This window comes from Maribacter sp. MMG018, assembly GCF_018100785.1.
Lineage (GTDB): Bacteria > Bacteroidota > Bacteroidia > Flavobacteriales > Flavobacteriaceae > Maribacter.
Window position 1 is genome coordinate 654,419 of sequence record NZ_JAGJEC010000002.1, and the last position, 19,722, is coordinate 674,140.

General features: G+C 36.9%; 19 protein-coding genes. 8 read left to right on the top strand and 11 right to left on the bottom strand.

Features of this window, described 5'->3' with window-relative positions:
* Position 1 precedes the first annotated feature (1 nt).
* From J8L85_RS11125 to J8L85_RS11135, 3 genes are all read right to left on the bottom strand, one after another.
* The gene (locus J8L85_RS11125; RefSeq protein WP_211017250.1) at positions 2-934 is read right to left on the bottom strand and encodes a DUF1835 domain-containing protein; all 933 of its coding nucleotides are present in this window, start codon (positions 932-934) and stop codon (positions 2-4) included.
* A 115-nt stretch (positions 935-1,049) separates the two neighbouring features.
* The gene (locus J8L85_RS11130; protein WP_211017251.1) at positions 1,050-1,376 is read right to left on the bottom strand and encodes a translation initiation factor; all 327 of its coding nucleotides are present in this window, start codon (positions 1,374-1,376) and stop codon (positions 1,050-1,052) included.
* A gap of 2 nt (positions 1,377-1,378) precedes the next feature.
* Positions 1,379-2,329: an isopenicillin N synthase family oxygenase gene (locus J8L85_RS11135; RefSeq protein ID WP_211017253.1), complete on the bottom strand. Its 951-nt coding sequence runs from the start codon at positions 2,327-2,329 to the stop codon at positions 1,379-1,381.
* 131 nt (positions 2,330-2,460) lie between these two features.
* Here J8L85_RS11135 and J8L85_RS11140 point away from each other — a divergent pair, with 131 nt between their 5' ends.
* From J8L85_RS11140 to J8L85_RS11150, 3 genes are all read left to right on the top strand, one after another.
* Complete coding sequence (locus J8L85_RS11140; protein WP_211017255.1) at positions 2,461-4,437, top strand: dehydrogenase E1 component subunit alpha/beta; 1,977 nt, start codon at positions 2,461-2,463, stop codon at positions 4,435-4,437.
* Positions 4,438-4,584: 147 nt separating this feature from the next.
* Positions 4,585-5,067, top strand: coding sequence for a lipocalin family protein (locus J8L85_RS11145; RefSeq protein WP_211017257.1), 483 nt, complete (start codon positions 4,585-4,587; stop codon positions 5,065-5,067).
* A 30-nt stretch (positions 5,068-5,097) separates the two neighbouring features.
* Complete coding sequence (locus tag J8L85_RS11150) at positions 5,098-5,793, top strand: OmpA family protein (RefSeq protein WP_211017258.1); 696 nt, start codon at positions 5,098-5,100, stop codon at positions 5,791-5,793.
* A gap of 285 nt (positions 5,794-6,078) precedes the next feature.
* Here the strand turns inward: J8L85_RS11150 and J8L85_RS11155 are convergent, their stop codons facing one another.
* On the bottom strand, positions 6,079-7,017 hold the full coding sequence (locus tag J8L85_RS11155) for a TerC family protein (RefSeq protein ID WP_211017259.1): 939 nt from the start codon (positions 7,015-7,017) through the stop codon (positions 6,079-6,081).
* 327 nt (positions 7,018-7,344) lie between these two features.
* Between J8L85_RS11155 and J8L85_RS11160 the strand changes: the two genes are divergently transcribed.
* On the top strand, positions 7,345-7,701 hold the full coding sequence (locus tag J8L85_RS11160; protein ID WP_211017260.1) for a hypothetical protein: 357 nt from the start codon (positions 7,345-7,347) through the stop codon (positions 7,699-7,701).
* A gap of 6 nt (positions 7,702-7,707) precedes the next feature.
* Here J8L85_RS11160 and raiA read toward each other — a convergent pair whose 3' ends face one another.
* A complete protein-coding gene (raiA, locus tag J8L85_RS11165; protein WP_211017261.1) occupies positions 7,708-8,010 on the bottom strand; it encodes a ribosome-associated translation inhibitor RaiA in 303 nt (100 codons plus the stop codon).
* A gap of 178 nt (positions 8,011-8,188) precedes the next feature.
* On the opposite strand from raiA, the gene J8L85_RS11170 reads away from it, so the two are divergent.
* The gene (locus J8L85_RS11170) at positions 8,189-8,521 is read left to right on the top strand and encodes a hypothetical protein (RefSeq protein WP_211017262.1); all 333 of its coding nucleotides are present in this window, start codon (positions 8,189-8,191) and stop codon (positions 8,519-8,521) included.
* A gap of 16 nt (positions 8,522-8,537) precedes the next feature.
* Positions 8,538-9,095, top strand: a complete 558-nt coding sequence (locus J8L85_RS11175) for a DUF4251 domain-containing protein (protein ID WP_211017263.1) — start codon at positions 8,538-8,540, stop codon at positions 9,093-9,095.
* A 1,035-nt stretch (positions 9,096-10,130) separates the two neighbouring features.
* Here J8L85_RS11175 and J8L85_RS11180 read toward each other — a convergent pair.
* The 6 genes from J8L85_RS11180 to J8L85_RS11205 all read right to left on the bottom strand — a co-directional run bounded on the left by J8L85_RS11180 (position 10,131) and on the right by J8L85_RS11205 (position 18,081).
* Positions 10,131-11,708 carry a hypothetical protein gene (locus J8L85_RS11180; protein ID WP_211017264.1) on the bottom strand — a complete coding sequence of 526 codons (1,578 nt, stop codon included), beginning with the start codon at positions 11,706-11,708 and terminating at the stop codon, positions 10,131-10,133.
* Complete coding sequence (locus J8L85_RS11185) at positions 11,689-12,948, bottom strand: toll/interleukin-1 receptor domain-containing protein (RefSeq protein WP_211017265.1); 1,260 nt, start codon at positions 12,946-12,948, stop codon at positions 11,689-11,691. Before J8L85_RS11185 ends, J8L85_RS11180 begins: the two co-directional genes overlap by 20 nt.
* Positions 12,949-13,281: 333 nt before the next feature.
* Entirely contained in the window at positions 13,282-15,561 is a 2,280-nt protein-coding gene (locus tag J8L85_RS11190) for a hypothetical protein (protein WP_211017266.1), read from the bottom strand.
* A 531-nt stretch (positions 15,562-16,092) separates the two neighbouring features.
* A complete protein-coding gene (locus J8L85_RS11195; protein WP_211017267.1) occupies positions 16,093-16,230 on the bottom strand; it encodes a hypothetical protein in 138 nt (45 codons plus the stop codon).
* 112 nt (positions 16,231-16,342) lie between these two features.
* Positions 16,343-16,942 carry a DUF6642 family protein gene (locus tag J8L85_RS11200; RefSeq protein WP_211017268.1) on the bottom strand — a complete coding sequence of 200 codons (600 nt, stop codon included), beginning with the start codon at positions 16,940-16,942 and terminating at the stop codon, positions 16,343-16,345.
* A gap of 353 nt (positions 16,943-17,295) precedes the next feature.
* Positions 17,296-18,081: a LuxR family transcriptional regulator gene (locus J8L85_RS11205; protein ID WP_211017269.1), complete on the bottom strand. Its 786-nt coding sequence runs from the start codon at positions 18,079-18,081 to the stop codon at positions 17,296-17,298.
* A gap of 144 nt (positions 18,082-18,225) precedes the next feature.
* On the opposite strand from J8L85_RS11205, the gene J8L85_RS11210 reads away from it, so the two are divergent.
* The gene (locus tag J8L85_RS11210; RefSeq protein ID WP_211017270.1) at positions 18,226-19,410 is read left to right on the top strand and encodes a hypothetical protein; all 1,185 of its coding nucleotides are present in this window, start codon (positions 18,226-18,228) and stop codon (positions 19,408-19,410) included.
* A gap of 9 nt (positions 19,411-19,419) precedes the next feature.
* Positions 19,420-19,677: a hypothetical protein gene (locus J8L85_RS11215; RefSeq protein ID WP_211017271.1), complete on the top strand. Its 258-nt coding sequence runs from the start codon at positions 19,420-19,422 to the stop codon at positions 19,675-19,677.
* Positions 19,678-19,722 lie beyond the last annotated feature (45 nt).

A 19,722-nucleotide genomic window follows, 5' to 3' on the forward strand; every position in this document is an offset into this window, starting at 1 on the left:
GTTACAGCTTTAAAATTCTGTTAGAATCGGTGTTATATAGGAAATTATATTTTAAGGCTCCTCCCAGGTAAACATCATTATCCTGTATGCAAGAATAATAATTGGTTTGCTGTTCCAATATTTGTTTTCCTTTTTTAGATAACCTTACCGGGTTCATCGATGTGAACAATGGTTTTAATCTTTGGAAGGCCCTTTGGTATTGCGTATCGCCAAAACCAAGATTACCCTGGTTTTTTAGAACGGTATTAAGAAAATCGGTTTTAGATTTGGGCTTTTGGTCCAGGCCAACGCGTAAAATATTGTTTTCCATTTCGTTAAGGCCGTTGGCGATACTTGGAAAACGTTTTAGGTGTGTTTTAATGGCGTCTCCCAAATAATCGAAGTGATAGTTTTCGAAATCCGTCAAGTTCTCAAGTCTGATAGGATTATTGCTGCAATATAATTGCCACACATAATCGGCATATTCAATGTCGTCCTGGTTTAAGACGACCCTGTTCTTGTACATGTTAAGAAGTTGCTCGTCGGAAAGTTCGTTTAGACTGTATAATTTGTCGGTGTCGTCCTCTTTTCCACTGCAGACAAGTGATATCTCTGCATATTTACGATGGGTGAGCAGCCAACTGATCACGGCCAACATATTTATTTGGCAAAACAGGTCGTACTCGAACCATAGTACAATATGGTCTTGTTGTTTATGGTTACAAAGAGATCTGTATTCTTTTAAAGTCTTTTCTATAAACCAAGATTTAGAAACCTTGTAGTTCTTATGAAGGAATTCGAACCTGGTTTTCCAAAAAGATTCACTGCCTACATTGGTCAGTGTTTTTCCTTCGCAGAGCATTTCACGCCAAGTAATGACATCGCCCTTTAGGTCAAGCTTATTCAGACGTTCCGTAAAACTGTCTCCATTTGTAATGTGTAGAAGGGAACTCATTTTCCGGTGTTATTTTTTGGTTGAATTGTTAAAAGTAAGGTTAAAAGTAAAAAAACAAAAGAATTTAACATAAAAAGACGCAACCCTAATAAATAACAGTTACGCAGTCAATATTTTAGCCTCCGACACGCTTTACTTTAAAGCCTTTTTCTTTTAAAATAACCATGATTTTATCTCTGTAATCCCCTTGTATTATTATACGGTCGTCTTTAAAACTGCCGCCTACACTTAGTTTTGTCTTAAGTTCTTTGGCCAACTTTTTAAAATCACTATCCGCTCCGGTATAACCCTCTAGAATGGTAATGGGCTTTCCTTTTCGCTTTTCGTATTTACAGATTATGGGGTCGTCTTGTAACCAGATATCGCTTTTTACCTCGATTTCTTGGGGTTCTTCCGGTTCATGATCAGGAAACAGGTTTTTTAATTGGTCTTTTAAGTCCATAATTATTTTTTAATCAACCCAAGTTCTATCAATCTTTGGTGAAGGAATTCTCCGGCCGTAATATCTTCGAATTGTTTAGGGTGTTCTTCATCTATACAGTGTTCTAGGCAATTCAATGGCATTTCGCTGATAGGGTGCATAAAGAACGGCACAGAATACCTAGAGGTACCCCACAATTCTCTCGGTGGGTTTACCACTTGGTGTATGGTAGATAATAATTTATTGTTGGTAAGCCTCGATAGCATATCACCTACATTGATCATTAATTGATCGGGTTTGGCGATGGCGTCTACCCATTCGCCCTTATGGTTCTGTACCTGTAGGCCTTTTCCGTGAGCTCCCATTAAAAGAGTGATCAGGTTAATATCTCCATGGGCCGCAGCCCTTACCGCATTTTTAGGTTCAGATGTAATAGGGGGGTAGTGGATAGGTCTTAGAATACTATTTCCGTTTTTAATGTACTTATCAAAATAGTTTTCTTCAAGCTCTAAGTGTAACGCCAATGCCCGTAGTACGTACTTTGCCGTTTTCTCTAACATTTTATAGGTTTCCTTACCCACTTCATTGAATTTTGGTAGTTCTTCGACAATGACATTGTCCGGATACTCGGCTTCTAGTTTTGGGTCGTCCTCTACATATTGGCCAAAATGCCAAAACTCCTTTAGGTCCCCTTCTTTTCTTCCTTTTGCATGTTCTTTTCCAAAAGAAGTGTACCCACGTTGTCCGCCAATACCCTCAATTTCATACTTATCCTTTATTTCTTGAGGTAGATCAAAGAATTTTTTAATCTCGGCATATAGGTTGTCGACAAGTTCATCTGATAAAAAATGGCCTCCAAGGGCTACGAAGCCTATTTCCTCAAAAGCGGCTCCTATCTCATTTACAAATTTTTGCTTTCGCTTTGGGTCGCCTGAAATAAAATCATTCAAATCAACACTTGGCACTAAACTCATATCTTACTGTTTTATCAATATGAAGTAAAATTACAAATAATTGTGCAGATCTTATACTGTTATGATAACAACAGTGTGCAGGCTTTTTTGTTACATTTATACCTAAATTCTAAAATAAGGAAGCACTGCAGATGAACTTTGATACGTATCAAGTAGATGACCAAATTAAAAAGAGGCTCTACAAGGCTATGTTAAAGCCAAGACTGATAGAAGAAAAAATGTTGATTCTTCTAAGGCAGGGAAAAATATCCAAGTGGTTTAGTGGTATTGGTCAAGAAGCAATTTCTGTAGGTGTCACCAGCGCCCTGAATGATGACGAATATATTTTGCCTATGCACAGGAACCTGGGCGTTTTTACGACCCGTGAGATTCCTTTGTATAGGTTGTTCTCGCAATGGCAGGGAAAAGAAAATGGATTTACCAATGGACGGGACAGAAGTTTTCATTTTGGTACCCAAGACTATAATATTGTTGGTATGATCTCGCATCTAGGCCCTCAATTAGGGGTTGCGGATGGTATTGCCTTGGCACATCTACTTCGAAAAGAACCAAAAGTGACCGCGGTCTTTACAGGCGAAGGGGGTACTAGCGAGGGCGATTTTCACGAAGCTTTGAACGTAGCTGCCGTTTGGAACCTTCCGGTGCTTTTCTGTATAGAGAACAATGGTTATGGGCTTTCTACGCCCGTAAACGAACAGTTTAAATGTGAACATATTGCCGATAAAGGGGTTGGTTACGGTATGGAATCACATATAATAGATGGTAACAATGTTCTTGAGGTGTATTCTAAGGTAGATGAACTATGTAACGATATCAGGAAAAACCCTAGACCCGTTTTGTTAGAGTTTAAGACCTTTCGCATGCGCGGGCACGAAGAAGCCAGCGGAACCAAATATGTTCCGAAAGAGCTTATGGATGAATGGGGCCGTAAAGACCCATTGGATAATTTTTACAATTATTTACTGGAATCAAAATTGATGAACAAGGAGGAAGAGGCTGGTCTTAGGCAGGAAATAATGCAGGAAATAGAAGATCATCTACAACATGCATCCAATGCGCCCAATATTTCATTTGATCAAAGTAAAGAATTAGGTGATGTTTACAAATCATATGATTTTAAGGAAATTAAAGCCGTTGATGACAAAACGAATATACGATTAGTGGACGCCATTTCGGACGGACTAAAAGCTGCGATGGAGAAGTTTGACAACCTTGTGATCATGGGACAAGATGTAGCCGAGTATGGTGGCGTCTTTAAGGTTACGGATGGTTTTGTAGAACTATTTGGAAAGGAACGGGTGCGTAATACCCCTATTTGTGAATCTGCCATTGTTTCTGCGGCTATGGGGCTGTCCATAAACGGAATGAAAGCGGTAATGGAAATGCAGTTTGCCGATTTTGCCAGTACCGGATTTAATCCGATCGTAAACTATTTGGCAAAAACCCATTACCGATGGGGAGAAAAAGCCGATGTGGTTATACGTATGCCCTGTGGTGGCGGGGTGGCCGCCGGACCTTTTCATTCGCAGACCAATGAGGCCTGGTTTACAAAAACACCGGGTTTAAAAGTAGTATACCCTGCATTTCCATCCGATGCAAAGGGATTATTGGCTACGGCCATTGAAGACCCGAATCCCGTACTCTTTTTTGAGCATAAGGCATTGTATAGAAGTGTTTATGAAGAGGTGCCCGTTAATGCTTATAATATACCTTTTGGTAAGGCGAATTTGCTTAAGGAAGGAAACGATATTACCGTGGTAAGCTATGGCGCAGGCGTGCATTGGGCATTGGAGACCTTGAAAAAGCATAGTAATATAAAAGCAGATTTACTCGATTTACGGACCTTACAACCATTGGATATGGAAAGTATTTATAGGTCGGTACAAAAAACGGGTAAGTTGATCATTCTACAAGAAGATAGTCTTTTTGGGGGTATAGCCAGTGACATTTCTGCCTTGGTGACCGAAAATTGTTTTAAGTTTTTGGATGGTCCCATCAAAAGGATAGCCAGTTTGGAGACTCCCATACCTTTTAATTCGGAACTGGAACGGCATTACCTGCCCAAAGAAAGATTTGAATCCGAATTACTGGATCTGGTCGCTTTTTGACATTACCGTCAATAAATTTTCGAATAGGCCCAACCTAATTTTTTTCTTTTTCAGAACTTTGCACGAAACCTGTAAAAGTTACGTTAGTTAAACACGTCCAAAAATGGAATGTGAACGTATATAGGGAAATTAAAAACAATCATTTTTATGAAAAAAGCAGTAGTATTTTTTGGGGCATTGGCAATTATGTTGTCTTCTTGCTCCATATCAAAAGACGCAAGGTCTAAAAGAAATTTACTTAGCGGTACTTGGAGTTTAAACGATGTGTCTTTTGAAAACAACACCGGTAATTTTAAGGCGGTTTTATTTAATGATGTAGAAGATATATGTCTTGAAGGGAGCGAATGGTTCTTTAGGGACAATAACAGTACCGGTAGGTATACGATAGCCCCGTCAACGTTATGCAACGGAGGCGATAGATACATAAGATGGTCTGTAGTGGAACGTGAGGAAAATTACACCGGCCAGTTGCAGTTTAAGTTTATCGATGAAAAGAACAAGGATATTTCAGGAGGACTTGGTTATCGTTTAAATATTGAATCGTTGACCGAAAATGCCATGACGCTTAAGTCCAACGTGTCTGTGGACGGAGAGCCTGTAACCGTTGTTTATAGTTTTACGAAAAAATAATCACCCCCATAATCATTTAAAAAGTAAAAGATGAAATCAAGAATACTGAAGAATACGAGTTATGTATTGGCTCTTGCCTTGGTAATGAGCTGTAGTACTATTAAAAATGCAAATAAAACACAAAAAGGAGCCGCTATCGGAGCTACCGGTGGAGCCGTTATAGGAGGTATCATTGGTAATAATGTTGGCGATGGAAACAATACCGCCTTGGGTGCTATTCTAGGAGCCGTTGTAGGTGGAGCCGCCGGTGGATATATCGGTAATAGAATGGATAGACAGGCAGAAAAAATCGAAGAAGAGATTCCCGGAGCAGAAGTACAAAGAGTGGGCGAGGGGATCAATGTAACCTTTAACGAGGATGCCGGTGTTTATTTTGACACCAATAAATCGGACGTAAAAGGTACCTCTGCCGCTACTTTGAACAAATTGGCGGATATTTTTAAAGAATATCCAAATTCAAATATTTTGGTAGAAGGCCATACCGATAGCGCTGGATCTGACGAATATAATATGACCCTCTCAAAGCAGCGTGCACAATCCGTAACGGATTATTTAATAGCCCAAGGCATTTCTCCGACTAGATTTACTACCAAATGGTATGGAGAAACACAGCCTGTTGGTGATAATTCCACTGCAGAAGGAAAAGCTCAGAACAGAAGGGTAGAATTGGCGATCGTGGCCAGTGAAGAGCTAAAAGAAGAGGCGATACAGAATACAAAAGGATAATAAACATCCCTTGAATACATAAAGAAATCCCCGCATACAGCGGGGATTTTTTTGTCTAATAACGAGATAACAATATACGGTCGGTATTGCGTATTTGTAGTAAATATAGTGTCTATACCTTTTGTTTCGCTGTTGAGATATGGGGCACACTTAAAAACGAATACTGTTGGCGATACGCTTATAGGCATGCCATGGTACCTATGCATACTTATAAATACCTTTCGGTATATTTTGTTGTTAAGGGGTTCCGACAACGATTGTCTATACCAATGCGAACGTTATAGGTTATTCTTTTTCGGGAATGAACAGCGATGCCAAAATACCGGAAATCAACGATACCGAGATTACGGTCAGCGAAACCCATTCGGGTAGTTCTATATAATGGGAAAACAGCATCTTAAGTCCCACAAAAGCCAGAATAACCACAAGGCTATAGTTTATATACCTAAATTTCTCGAGCATTCTAGAAATTAAGAAGTACATAGACCGTAAACCAAGTATGGCCAAAATATTGGAACTAAAGACCAAAAACGGATCTGCCGTAATTGCCAAGATTGCAGGAATACTGTCCAACGCAAAAAGTATGTCCGTCAGCTCTATTACGATCAAGGCCACAAATAGGGGAGTGGCCGCTTTAACACCCATTTTACGAATAAAGAAATCGTGTCCCTGAATACTGGTGGTCACGGGATATACCTTTTTAAGCTGCCTGAACACAAAAGAATCTTTTGGGTTAAAATCGTCGTCATCGCTTTTTAGCATTTTAAACGACGTATAGAGCAAGAATACACCGAATACATAGATTATCCATTCAAATTTGGTAATCAATGCCACTCCGAAAAGAATCATGAGCGCCCTAAAGACGATGGCTCCCAAAATACCCCAGAATAAAACCCTGTGCTGGTAAATAGGGGGTATTCTAAAAGAAGAGAATATTACCGCGATTACAAAAACGTTGTCTACACTTAAAGACAGTTCTATCAAATAACCGGTAATGTATTTAAGTACCGCATTATTAGGTGTTAATCCTGTAGGGTTTTCAACATAGCCATTAGAAAAAAGCCAGTAAATTACACCGCTGAAGGCGAAGGCGATCGAGACCCAAATGATCGTCCATATTCCGGCTTCCTTCGATTTGATAACATGATCGTTCTTATGAAAAACCCCAAGGTCCAGTGCTAGGAAAATGAGAACACAGGCAACAAAAATTATCCAAACTGTCATAAAACTGCTTTTTTATTAAGCCCTCGAAGGTACTAAATTCCGACGTTTTCTTAAATGATTTTAATCAATCTGAACCTATAAACTTTACGAGGATTCCATTCCATCAAATAAATCCGTAGGTTTTTAATATTCAAGATAGGGGCGTACGGTAATCTATATATAATAGGTGTGGAAAATGTGATAGGCGTGTTGGAATTTTAAGAAGGGGAGGACCTATAAAATAGGATAAAAGACATGGTAATATCGACAGAATGCATAGCGCATATAAAAAATGATGGATTTTTAGAAAATTGACTAGTTTTAGAGTAGAACACTATTTACTTACAAATGAAAAATAATTACCAATGGGCTACTATGGCCCTTATGGTTTTGGCATGCGGTATTTTTCGTATGTCGGGGCAAGAGACGGTCAAAAAAGAGATAACGGTAGAAAAGTATACGTTGATGGATAAGTTTGAACCCACCTACGTATTACCGGTAGACCGAAGGATCAAGCTAAAGAAAAATAGGATAACCCACCAAAGGCAGACCAAAAAGATTCTTGATACCCTGGATATTTCCGATAGAAAAAGAAGAAGGTTGATACGGGAGTTAAAAAGAAGTCCTTTTTCAGAAAAGGTACAAGATATAATCACGGCCGAAACCCAATTCGAGGATTCGGCCGATGAATTGCTAGAAAATTAATAAAATTTAATGTGATTGCATTTTAGCTTTTCGTTTTTGAAGCTGTCTATGCAGGTCGTCCACAGATTCGCTGATAGAAGCCTCAAAGCTATTGTTGCTGGCTTCTGCAAACAATCTGGGACCTGGTGCGCTTAGGCGAATATTACAGATCATTCCAGTGTCTGGAGAAGAAGTGTTTTCTGTCTTAAAAAAAACATCTGCCCGTACGATAAAGTCAAATTTATCCAATAATTTTTCCAGTTTCTTGGCGGCCATAATCTCTAAGCGATTACTGGCCTTCACATCGTCATACTCAAAATTGATATTCATAACTTTTATTTCTTTAAGATTAAATTACATAATTCTTCGTACATATCATTTAAAAAATCAATAAAAATGATTTCCCTGTTTTAAACTTGTGTTAAACATTGAAAACCTGATATTTATCAGTTAAAAATGTCATTTATTTTTCTTAATTTATAGGTTGGAACCTGAAAACTATATAGTTATGGAAATTCATGATACACAGTTGGGCAGAATTGACAAAAAAGCTTGTTTTTTATGGATTGATAGAAGCTATAAAGGATTGCAGGCGATAAAACAAAAATTGGATTCCTATTTGTTTGAGCCCACCACATATTCGCAATATGAGGAAAAGGAACAGATTACCGCAAAAATGGAGGCCATAGAGAAGGGGCATCTAGAATTGTTGAAAATTCTAAAAAGCGGTAAAAATATTTTAGAAAACCATTTGGCCAAGGTGAGGTATCAGCTGAAAGAAGCCAAGACTTTGGAAGAAAGCATTAATAGGTACATAACGATGACGCATTCTAAAGTGTAACATTAATAGTTGATTTATGAAGACACTGTGCGGTATTTGTATGTTTCTTTTTCTTGTAGGCTGTTCAAGCAGCTCAAAAGTGGCATACTCGTCATCTGAACTGGCCGATTTTAAGAACTTGATAGAAAGTAGATTCTATTCTTTTGGGGCCCATAGCGCACATCCTATGGTGAGCACTAGTCTAAACGCCATATCCAATGCAGGTATGTTGCCCATGGGGAGTACGGTAAGTAATATTCAATTGACAAAAAAGGGAAATTATCTGAAGATCGAAGGGGATACGGTAGCCGCACATTTATCGTATTACGGTGAACGGCAATCTGGTGGTAGTTATGGAAAAGATGTCGGAATTGAGTTTAAGGGAGTCCCCGAGGACTACGAGGCCATTTTTGATTCGTCGAACAATGAATATACCGTTAGATTTGAGATTTCTGAGAAATCGGAAAATTATAATGTGGTATTGACGGTCTTTCCAAATCGTAACGCCAGGGTTTATATAAACAGCTCACAACGCAATGCGATCAGTTATACGGGCGATATTGAAGCTATCGACACGAACAATCAGGACTTATAAGGTTATAAAGGAGGAAGATTTAGGTTGTGGACAAACTGATGCCAGTGTAGGTATTTAAAAACTCTATTTTACATAATATAAATTATAGTACAAATATATTGTGTACAGTTTCCGTATAGCTGTGCTATTTTATATAATATCAGATATAACTTCGTGTAAGCGAATTATATCGACAGATATTATGTAAAAGGAAACCAACACGCCATTCCTTCAAAGCCATTTTTATAGGAAAGCTAAATAAAATACCAGCCGCATCGTCTCACCGGTAAATCTTTTAGGTTTGTTCAAAATTCCCGTATTCGAGGAAATGTGCGCAAGATTTTTTTCTACGTGATTCTCGTAAGCTTGCCGGAACAGCTAACGGCAGTATTTTGGAAGGTCTGGTAGACCTTTTAAAATATGAGCGAGTTGGCGTGTTGGCAAAGCGAGATAATTTTTTAGCCCTTGCTTACCTCTCGTCTTGTTTGAAGCTTTTCTTTAGGTGCTATTAACATTATGTAAAATACCTCAGAAATTCTGAAGATTGAGAATCTTTAGAATTTTGAGTGAGATGGCGCGCCGGAATTAAATTCTTCGATGTTTAAGTCCAACGCTACGGCTGGCTCACAAAATAAAATCCTCCTCAGGAGAATTCTATTTTATGCCCTCTTTTTTCTTGATACGATAAAGTATACTTTGAGCGACCCTGAAGAGAATTGTAAAGGTCGAAATTCTTCTTCATTAAATCGTTGGTAGAAATCTCTCCATATGTCCAATAAACAGCGTAAAATTTCACTCTTTCCAGTTCCATTTGCACCTATTATAACTGTAAAATACTGTAAAATATGGCCCAACATCATTATCATTACTATCATAAAACTTAAAGTCATTAGATTTAAGTATGTAATGATTTTTAACTTGAAGATTGATTATCCTAAATCCTTTATTTTTCATAGCACTTTAAATTGTCTTCTATATTTATCTTATCATAAACAACAATTATTGCATCAATATTTAATGAATCACGTATATCTTGGTTTGTTATTTCTTGCAAGTTTATATGTAGTATTTAAATTGCCGCATTTCTGATTGCCATTCAGAAGTTGCAGTAAGAATATTACCAATAAGGTCTGAAAATCTCAATGTAACTGGTAACCCATCTCCGTATACACAGGCGTTATAGTTTAGTTTTGTTAACGCCAAAATATCTTTCAAAACGGTTTCAATTTTTGAATTTCCTCTGTTGATTTCTATGTAAAGTGGATTTGCAGTTTCAAGATGATTTGTAGAATTAGTTCTTGGTATATATCCTCTTGTAAATAGGTAGGCTGATTTTTCGTCTATATGCCAAGCCAGCCCCCTCATAATACCATAGTTATTATCTTGTCCTTCCCTATCTGTATCTTTAAAAATTTTAAGCTTTCTCCTTGCATCCGACCTTGTATCTTTAATCAATATACCATTCAAATTTGTTTCAGCTTTCCTTGCTTCTAAAGCATTATTAAATCCTTTCCATTCTTTGTCTTGAAACTTTACTCTTCCATGAATAAATAATTCTTTTGGAAAATATCCTTTTGATTCTTGAAAATCATCTAACGCCATTCCAAGTAGACTTTCTGCACTTTTCTCGTCTAAATGATAACCTTCTGCTCTTTCACTTTTGAATAAACCAATATTCCCCCTAAATATAGAGCCATCACCATCTTCTAAAAACATTTGTGCAGCACTACAAACGGATTGCTTATTAGACTTGTCAGGTAATTGTTTAAATATCAAACCTAGATAGCACACATCTTTTCTAACATCATTTAACACCCATGGTTTGTTACCTAATTTATAATATATGGCTACAGACGTTGTCCATGCTAAATGGGATTTCATATCATCTGAATACTCCTTATTTCTTAATTTATCTCTAAACCTTAGTGTAGGTTCCACAAAAACTTGAATTGGACTTTCAATTTTATTCTTTAATAAAACAGCCTTTAATAGATTGTGAAAATCTGAAGAATCTTCCTTAAGTTTTTCAAGCTCTTTTAAATCTTCATCATAATCAGGATATAAGCTAAACTGACCTTCATTCAACATTGTGATTTTTTTGTCAAGCTTTTTAGAAAGCTCCTCTCCTTTTGCACCATATCTGCATTTTATATATACATTCCTCGGAACAATGACAAACCAAATATCAACCCTCTTGTCATCTTTTTGTTTTGACTCTATTATTTTTTTAGCATAAAAATCAACTAAACTTCTTGTTCTTTTTTTCTTATTTTTTTCCTCTAGAATAGCATTTATCTGAACCTCTAGAAGTTGTTTAGTTAAAATCGGTTCATCATTCCATTCAATACCGTAAATTGCTTCGAAACCAACAAAACTTGGCCTCTGAGCTTCAATTTGAATCTCATTGCCATACATTTTTTTTGATGAAATAATTGGAGATTGAAGTTTAATTACAAAATCTTTATATAATTGAATTCCTTCAGAAGTACCAACAACCCCTGCTTTAATTGATGTTCGTGAAAACTTCTCATTCGGCCCGAATAACATTAAACCATCTCGCGGGTCTTCAGTAGCTTGATTACTGCCAAATGTCAATTTTGGTTCAGGGTAATATTTAAGTTTCTCTATATCCATAATCTGAATTAAATGACATTGTAGCTAAGTTTATAACAAATTTCTCTGTTCCTGAATTAATTATTATCTCTTGATTTTCAATACTTCCTGAGGCTAATGCCATAAAGGCTAAAATTCTATCAAACCAATGTCTATTAAACCATTCAGAGGGAATAGAACGCCTATACTCTAGCTGTTTATCTATATCAAAAAAACCATTTTCATCAGAAGACAAAATATGATGATTAGCAACAAAATGAGGAAATGGATAGAGCTGAAAAACAAAGCTTAAACCAAAGCTCCAGTTAACGGGCTTACTCCCTTTTAGTTTTCTTCTCCCTTTGCGCCCATTTCGAATAAATGAAACAAAGCCACTACTAGACCTTGTGTGTATTGGATAGACTACGCGTTTTTTGTTAGAAATAGGATAAGCCCTGAAGTCTTCATTATGATAAAAATAATTATAGATTGACTTATTCATTAAGCTCGTAAACTTGGGCTCCGTATCTAAAATTTTATCTCCATTATTCAAAACACAAACATCATCTGCTAAAAATTCTTCAACAAGTATAGTTTCTTTAAACTCGGTTCTTGAATACAGACTTGAATCATCAAAAAAACCTAGATAATAATCCCCATTTCTAATAACCGGAAAAGGTATTTCTGCATAAATGGACTTTGGTTCTCCAGTAAACTTATAAATCGAAATCTTTTCAGGTAAAGATGAAAGGAACCAATTTGAACCGTAAGACTCTTCTTGTTTAAGCACTTTACCCCTAATATTCTGGTAATCATGCCATAATGTTAGTACGTTACTTGCTTTCCGATTTTTTGGTATGTTTTGAATTTCAAACTCTTTTAAAAGTTTTTTTAGTCCAGAACCCCAGTTTTTACTAAAGTCAATAGTATCAAGAGGGAGAATGTTAATAGGGAAATCATCATAACTACAATCATCTACTTTTAAAGGAATTATGTAGTTATCAATCTTTTTTGACAATGATTTTGCCAAAGTAACTTCGCTGAATACGCCGCTATTTCTATTTCTAGATTTCTCTATATACGAATTTGAAACGAGAGCAATAAATCTTATTGATTTATCTCTCATGTTAACTTCAATATCATTCCAGAAAGCACTTCCAGACCTTAAGTCTTCTTTGTCCACCCAAACATTATATCCCATTAAACTTAACTTCGAAGAAAGCCAAACAGCTAAGTAATCATCTTGTGGGACAGCGTGGCTAATAAATATTAAATCTTTCAAATTTCAGATAGTTATTCCATGGATAGTCTAAAACCATCCAAATTATTATGTTCAAATGTCTAAGGGAAATTATTGGGATTATAAATTTAACAATCCATTTCTTATTCTTAGATTTATTATATCTTATTTTTCAATATTTTAATAAACACTTTTCTGACAATGAAGCTATTAGAATTCTTGTTTAAATTAGCTACACACACTACTAATCTATGAAGTATAACGATTCCACTCACTCGGCATAGCCCTCCTATTTTTAGCTTTTAGAATAAAAATCATATGAATTTTAATTTTCTTGTCGCAAAACCTAGTATTTAGATTTGATTTAAAATTTCTTTAGTTATTAATTTGAGCCGATGTTTCAAAAATATAAAAGCTATCATTCTCACTAATTTTGGGACTACTAGTCAACTTAATTTTATTTAGCCAACCTAATTCCTCTGGAGTAGCACTTTCAAATGGATTTATCACTAAACTATTCTTTAATGCCGAACCTAAAGCTTTCCTAGTACCTCCTATTCCTTTCTCTAGTACACCAGGAAAATTTTCAATATCAATCTCACCATCTTTATAATTAGTGCTAATATTAATAGTTGTTTGACTTAAATTATCGTTTGGATTTATACTTATTGTTCCATACCCATGTGCATTTCTAATTCTTTTAGTATCCTGTATCCTAGGAATTCCTTCACCAAACAATATCTTTTTCTTTGGTCTATAAAGGGTTACGCTCCCACCGACATTGAAATTAAAAGTGTTGGTCCCCGAAAAATTAAAACTCTTCAAATGAATGTTATTTACTCTAGCATAAATACCTATAGTGCCTACTTTTAAATCAATTTCACCAACTCTTCCATGATCCTTAACCGCAAATTTTCTCAATTGAGCTTCCAATAGGCTATTTACTAGTACTTTAGGAAGCATTATTTTTAGATTCTCAATTTTAACCTCCTCATTTGCTCCACTTAAACCAATTTTTGAGAATGAAACACTTCCACCCTTTAAATATTTCGATATTATTTTTACTTCCTTTGATGTTGTCAGAGTGTCACCATAAACTTCTCCTTCATAGTCTATAGTATTTCCGTTTTCAAAAATTTCCATGTTAATTAAAGCGTCTTCAAGTGATAATGTAACCGTAGTATCTTTTAATGACCGAACAACAGCACTTTTTATTTTTCCCTTCAAGTTAATGGTATCGAAACTTGGTTTCTCGTTTTTGAAAATTTTAATCTTTTCTAATCCACTTAAATCAAATGACAAACCTTGAGGAAATTCAAATTGCTGCGGCCTTTGACTATAGAGGTTGACAGAAGTATATTCAGTCCCGAATTTAAACTCATCTTCAATTGCTACACTAATAGAGTCTATTCTTTTAAACTCAGTTTTGGGAAGAGTTAGTCCCATCCCTCTACTAAAGAACTCATATTTTCCAAACTCTTGAAAATAAAAATCTCGGAATTTAAGTTCAATTGGTTTTTCAGTAGTGAACGTTCTTACAATGCTATCATTACCATCATCAGAATAGGCAATGGACAGATTTTGCAATTCAAATGGTTCTAGAACATAATAATATTCGGACTCCCTAAAATCATAATTATTTTTAAGTTGTCTAAACCTACCTGTAATATCAATTTTACCCTTAACTTTCGAATTACCGCCGATGGAAGAGTAATCATAACTGGATAAATCAAATTTCAGATTTTCAAAAGAACCTTCAGTTATTGCTTCTCCAAGACCATTTAATGTCCCACCTTTTAAATGTATTACAGAACTACCTCCTTGTTCTTTTATAACCTTATAGCCTTTGTCAATTAATTCAACTTGATAGTTTGACATATCAAAAGACCCATCTTTGAGTTCAAAATCAAAATCTCTTGTATGCAAAATGGAATTCCTCAAATTCAGTTCAATTTCACCCAGATTGATTTTATTTAAATTTTCGGTTATTTCAAAATTTTCTAAGCTAATCTTAAATTCGTTTGGAGATTTTATTGTGTACCCATTTTGTACTAGGTTAAGGCTATCAACGTTAAAATTAAAATTTTCAATAACAAAATCTGGTAATTTGCTAATCCGACTACTATATTTAAAATCTTGATTTTTTGATATTAGATAAACATCGGCAGCTGCCAGAATAATATTTATCAAACTCACTCCTGTAAAGTCCAATTCGATTTGCTCTTTAGAATTTTTCTGTATTGATTTAAGCTTCAAAAGACCTTTTTTATTATGCTTAAAGGCAATAGGCTTAGAAGAATTGAATTCTAACGTTTGGAACTCTGGATAAATACTATCCCCAACAATTTTAGGAATAAAAGATGCATTAAAATTAAAATAGGAGCCTTTTGGAAATACTACAGAAATTATGTCCCCAGTAGTAGCATTCTTCAATTTGATTTTGACCTTCTTTTTTAAAGTGTCAATACTACCCCCATTAATAGAAAGGTTTGAAGAATTTAGAAGTAATTGAGTTCCTATGTCGTTATTAAGAGTGCTACTCAATGGAATTTGTTCCTCTATTTTGGAGCTTTTTAACTTTATAATTATACATGAGCTAATTGACAACATTAACAGTACAAATGCAATGTTTCGAAAATGGTTGGGTTTTTTCATTTTGGCTAGTGTTATTATTAAATTGTTTAGACACAAAAATGTGACAGACTTTTTAAACCATTCAAAAGTTTAAATTAAATTCTAAAACTGGTTAATTTAATAAACCGATACAATACCCATTAAAAGGTATTTTTATGGGGGAAGAACTGTAGGAAGTTAATTTTCTGAGGAATTTAAATATATGAAAAATTAACAAGAAACTAATTACGGGTTTACGTAATATGTTAAAAAATGTAGTAAAATACCATTCCATACACATTGCCACTTCACTCCTATCGTCGTTTCGGCAAAGAGTATTCCATTACCTGTGAGAAGAAAGTTTTTAGAAAGAAAAAAATTAAAGAAGAATAGTAACAACTTTGCCGGCACACCATCTCGCGCAAATAATAAAGATTGAGAATCTCTATTATTGTGCTGTAACCAAAGCTCAAGTTATCCCGAACTAAATTCGGGACAGGCTATAACGCGGAACAATGTTGTATTATGGCGAATTGCTATTGGGCTCTCTTCCGTTGTTTCATTGTAAATCGCCTATTTGTTTTTAGTTGATTTACTTGGTTTTAAAGAAGGTTTATTGCCAGGTGTATTCTTATTGTCTCTTCTTCTTTTGTCAAGTGTACCATCTTTCTTTTTTGGCTTAGGTCCGGGTTTAATAGCTTCGATTTTCATTTGACGTAGATTTTAATTTATTACTATTTCCTTCTAAAAATAATTTAACCTAAGGATATTATTTTACGGGATCCTGTAATTAATGAAAAAGAACTGGTTTATAATCCTACAATCAATAATACAACCTAAAGTCTAACAATTTGCAGACATTATAATGCCTTTGGTGCAGCTCTTCTACAACATCGAACATATTATCATCTTCTTTAAATAAGTTAAAGAAGGCCTTATCGAGATTTGCGCTACTTATTCCATTATAGGCGTTGCCGTAGCCAGAAACGGCTTTTGCGTTGGTAATATCCAAGAAATACTGGGCTTCCTCCTCGTCTAGATCTAGCACTTTTGTATTGGAAAAATGCAGGATCTTAACTTTTAGCCTTCCCTCGAAAATTTCCGCAATTTCTTGTAAACTATAGTAGTAGTCGTTTAAGCAGATGCTATTTGCTTCACCGGTCATTACCAGGTAGATGATTTCATAGTCCTTAAAATTATGATCATCCAAGACCAATGTGTTTAGGCTATCTTCCAGTCCTTCGATAGTATCGCATGTTTTATAGATACTTGCGATGCCATATCCCATGGCCAGTTGTTCCAAATTTGCCTGGGTCTCGGTCATTTGGGGCGTTTCTATGTCAAGAACCCCTTCCAAACAGTAAATGAAATGTTCTTCTTCTGTAAATTGCCCTTGGGGCAGTTGTCGTCTTTTCTCTAGCAAGTCTTTTCAATTAAACATGATAGTACAAAATTAAGCCAACTCTTTTATTCCTATTGGCGTTTTTGTATAAAATAAATGCTCCATCTATTATGAACTCCCCTCCTACCGTCGGCCCATAAACAGTGTGTGTATCGGTGTGATTACCTTTTAGTATCAACTTTTTATTCGCTTTCAAGTAATCCTAAACTATTTTCTATGCCCCAAAAAGAAACGGCAGGCACTATTTGGGTAGTAAACGAGAGTGGGAGGTATTTTGAAAGTATACCAATTGCAGTGAACTTAATAGAACCTAACCGGTGGAAACTAGCCCATCGACCTTAAGAGCATTGGTTCAACGGTCACATCCCCGCACCTTAAAGCCCATTGATTATGGCATAGGCCACCAAACCGCTCGTAGTGCTCATGTTCGCCTTTCGCAAAATATTCTTTCGATGTGTCCGTACGGTCTCTTGACTTATAAAAAGTTCTGCTGCGATTTGCTTGCTATTGAGCCCGCTGATCAGAAGGCGTATGATTTCCTTTTCGCGTAAACTGAACAAGTCTTTTGTTTTGATCAGTTCCGGTCGCTCCGGTCGAATATGGAAGGTTTCATTGGTCTTGCGGTTGCACAGAATAGCCTGGGGAAGCTCGGCCGGAGCAAGAAAGGAAACATCCGTAAAGACATTGACAAAAATATAAGGCACCTCGTTGTCGTCGAATGCTATGGGAATACTTTGATGCTGAATGGTGACGGGGCTGCCGTCCTTTCGTCCGCACCGGTAAAAATAGGTCACATGAACCCATTTTCGTTCATTATGCGGCCTTTCCAATATATATTCCATGGCGAGTTTGATTACCGACATGTTAAACGGTAGGCCTTCGGGAAGCGCGAAGCGGACCATGAACTGGGTGCCAAGTTCGTATATTTCATCGGCGGTATACCCCGTAAGTGTCTCGCAATCCCCTCCTACCCTTTCAACTTTCCAGTCTTCCGTATTGCCGACAAGAACAAAGTATTTGCCAACGCACCATAGCCCTTCTACCAAAGGATGCCCCTTTATCAGGTCTTCGTCCAAACTGCCTTGTTTGCTGTAGTCGTGTTTCCCAAAAGCTTCCTTTAAAAGATCGACCTTTTTAAAATCTAGTGCATTGAACTCCATGTTGAGACGGTTTTTTGACTGTTTCTATGGTAAAATACCGCATTTGCGGTATTTACTCGCCTTAAGGTATCCCATAATTTTAATCCTGAAAAACAAAACCTTACAAATTGTTCCCTCAGTTGTATAACCCTAACAAAATTCAATATGAAACAACATTTTGTGTATCTGTTGGCCTTTACCTTTATTACCTGTCTCATCCTTTCATGCGATAAGGATGATGAAGTCGATAAAGAACCCGTGAACCCCGATACCGAACAAGTTGAACCCAAGGAAGAGGAGGAAGATTCCACTGAAGAGGAAAATGAGGAGGAAAATGAGGAATTGGTGGTTGCAGACCCCAATAGGGCAACCGAAAGTATCATTCTCGACAATATGAAAGTGCACAGTGGCACCCCTCCCCGACCAGGGACCGGTAAAACCGGGGACATGGTCGATATTAAGATGAATAGGGACACCATATTTTGGACAGAGGGAATTACACAGCGCCTAATGATCAAGAGCCCTGAAAACACCGAACTAAAGGGATTTTGGATTTATGTTACCGGCGCCGATTCCTACTTGGAGGCCACGTTCAGGGAAGAGGAATCATCGACAATCCTTGAGGGTGAAGAACCTGAGGACATAGATGTTTTCTACTTTGATTTTGACCCTACGGGATGGGATCTTCCCTTCAACTTTCCCATAGAGTTCATACCCTTTGACCACGACGACAACCCCGTGGATACCAAAGAGGGGCCTGTGGTAGGTGAAGGACCTCATGACCCGTCGCCCAAAACGGGTAGCCTTCCCAAATCTTATTACACAACGGGGGCATGGGATTGGATAGAGAGCAAGGACACAAGCATAGACTTTTATGCCGCTCCGAATTACACTTTTCAAACCGAAGGCACTACTTTCGGGTGTTGCGATGATGGTGTTTCTAGCCAAGACCCCAATTGCAACAACTTCATAGAATTATCTTATACCAACTACTACACGATCAATATGGAATTATTTAATCTGTTCGAAAGTTACACTTTTCAAGGGATTTCGATAGAAACCACACGAAATTTTGACCCGGGTATAAGTGATTTTTGTACGCTTTACGATGGATACAATTATGATGAAAAAAAATCCTATTTCGCAGGAGACTGGGAGGTAAATGCCGATGGCCACTTAGTTCTTACATTTACAAAAAGGGATCCTTTTGTCTATATCGGAAGTCTGTATAAACCCATTAGCGATCATTTTATGGAAGAGGTCAACCTGGGAGGTCCCGATGGCGGTGGCCAACTACGAAGGGTCTATGAAAGACTTACAAACGCTAATTCACCTGAATGGTACGATTGATCTCCGAATATGAATAAATACCAAAACAAGTACAACGGCCAATCGGCAGTTGTTGAATTTGAGTTGAACCTTCCTTATGAACTGGTTGCGGGTGAAGACGACGAACTTTCGATTGCTTCGGAGTTTACCGATAGCAGCCTATATAGCCTGAGCACCAGTAGTGCGGGCCGAATGAGCAATGGAAACACATTGATCGGTGAAGGAACGGCAGTTACCATTTGGGAAGTCATTGAGAGTGGCGAGGTATTGTGGAAGTATACCAATTAAAGTGAACTTTGGAGAACCTATCCGGTGTAAATCGGCTCATCGGCC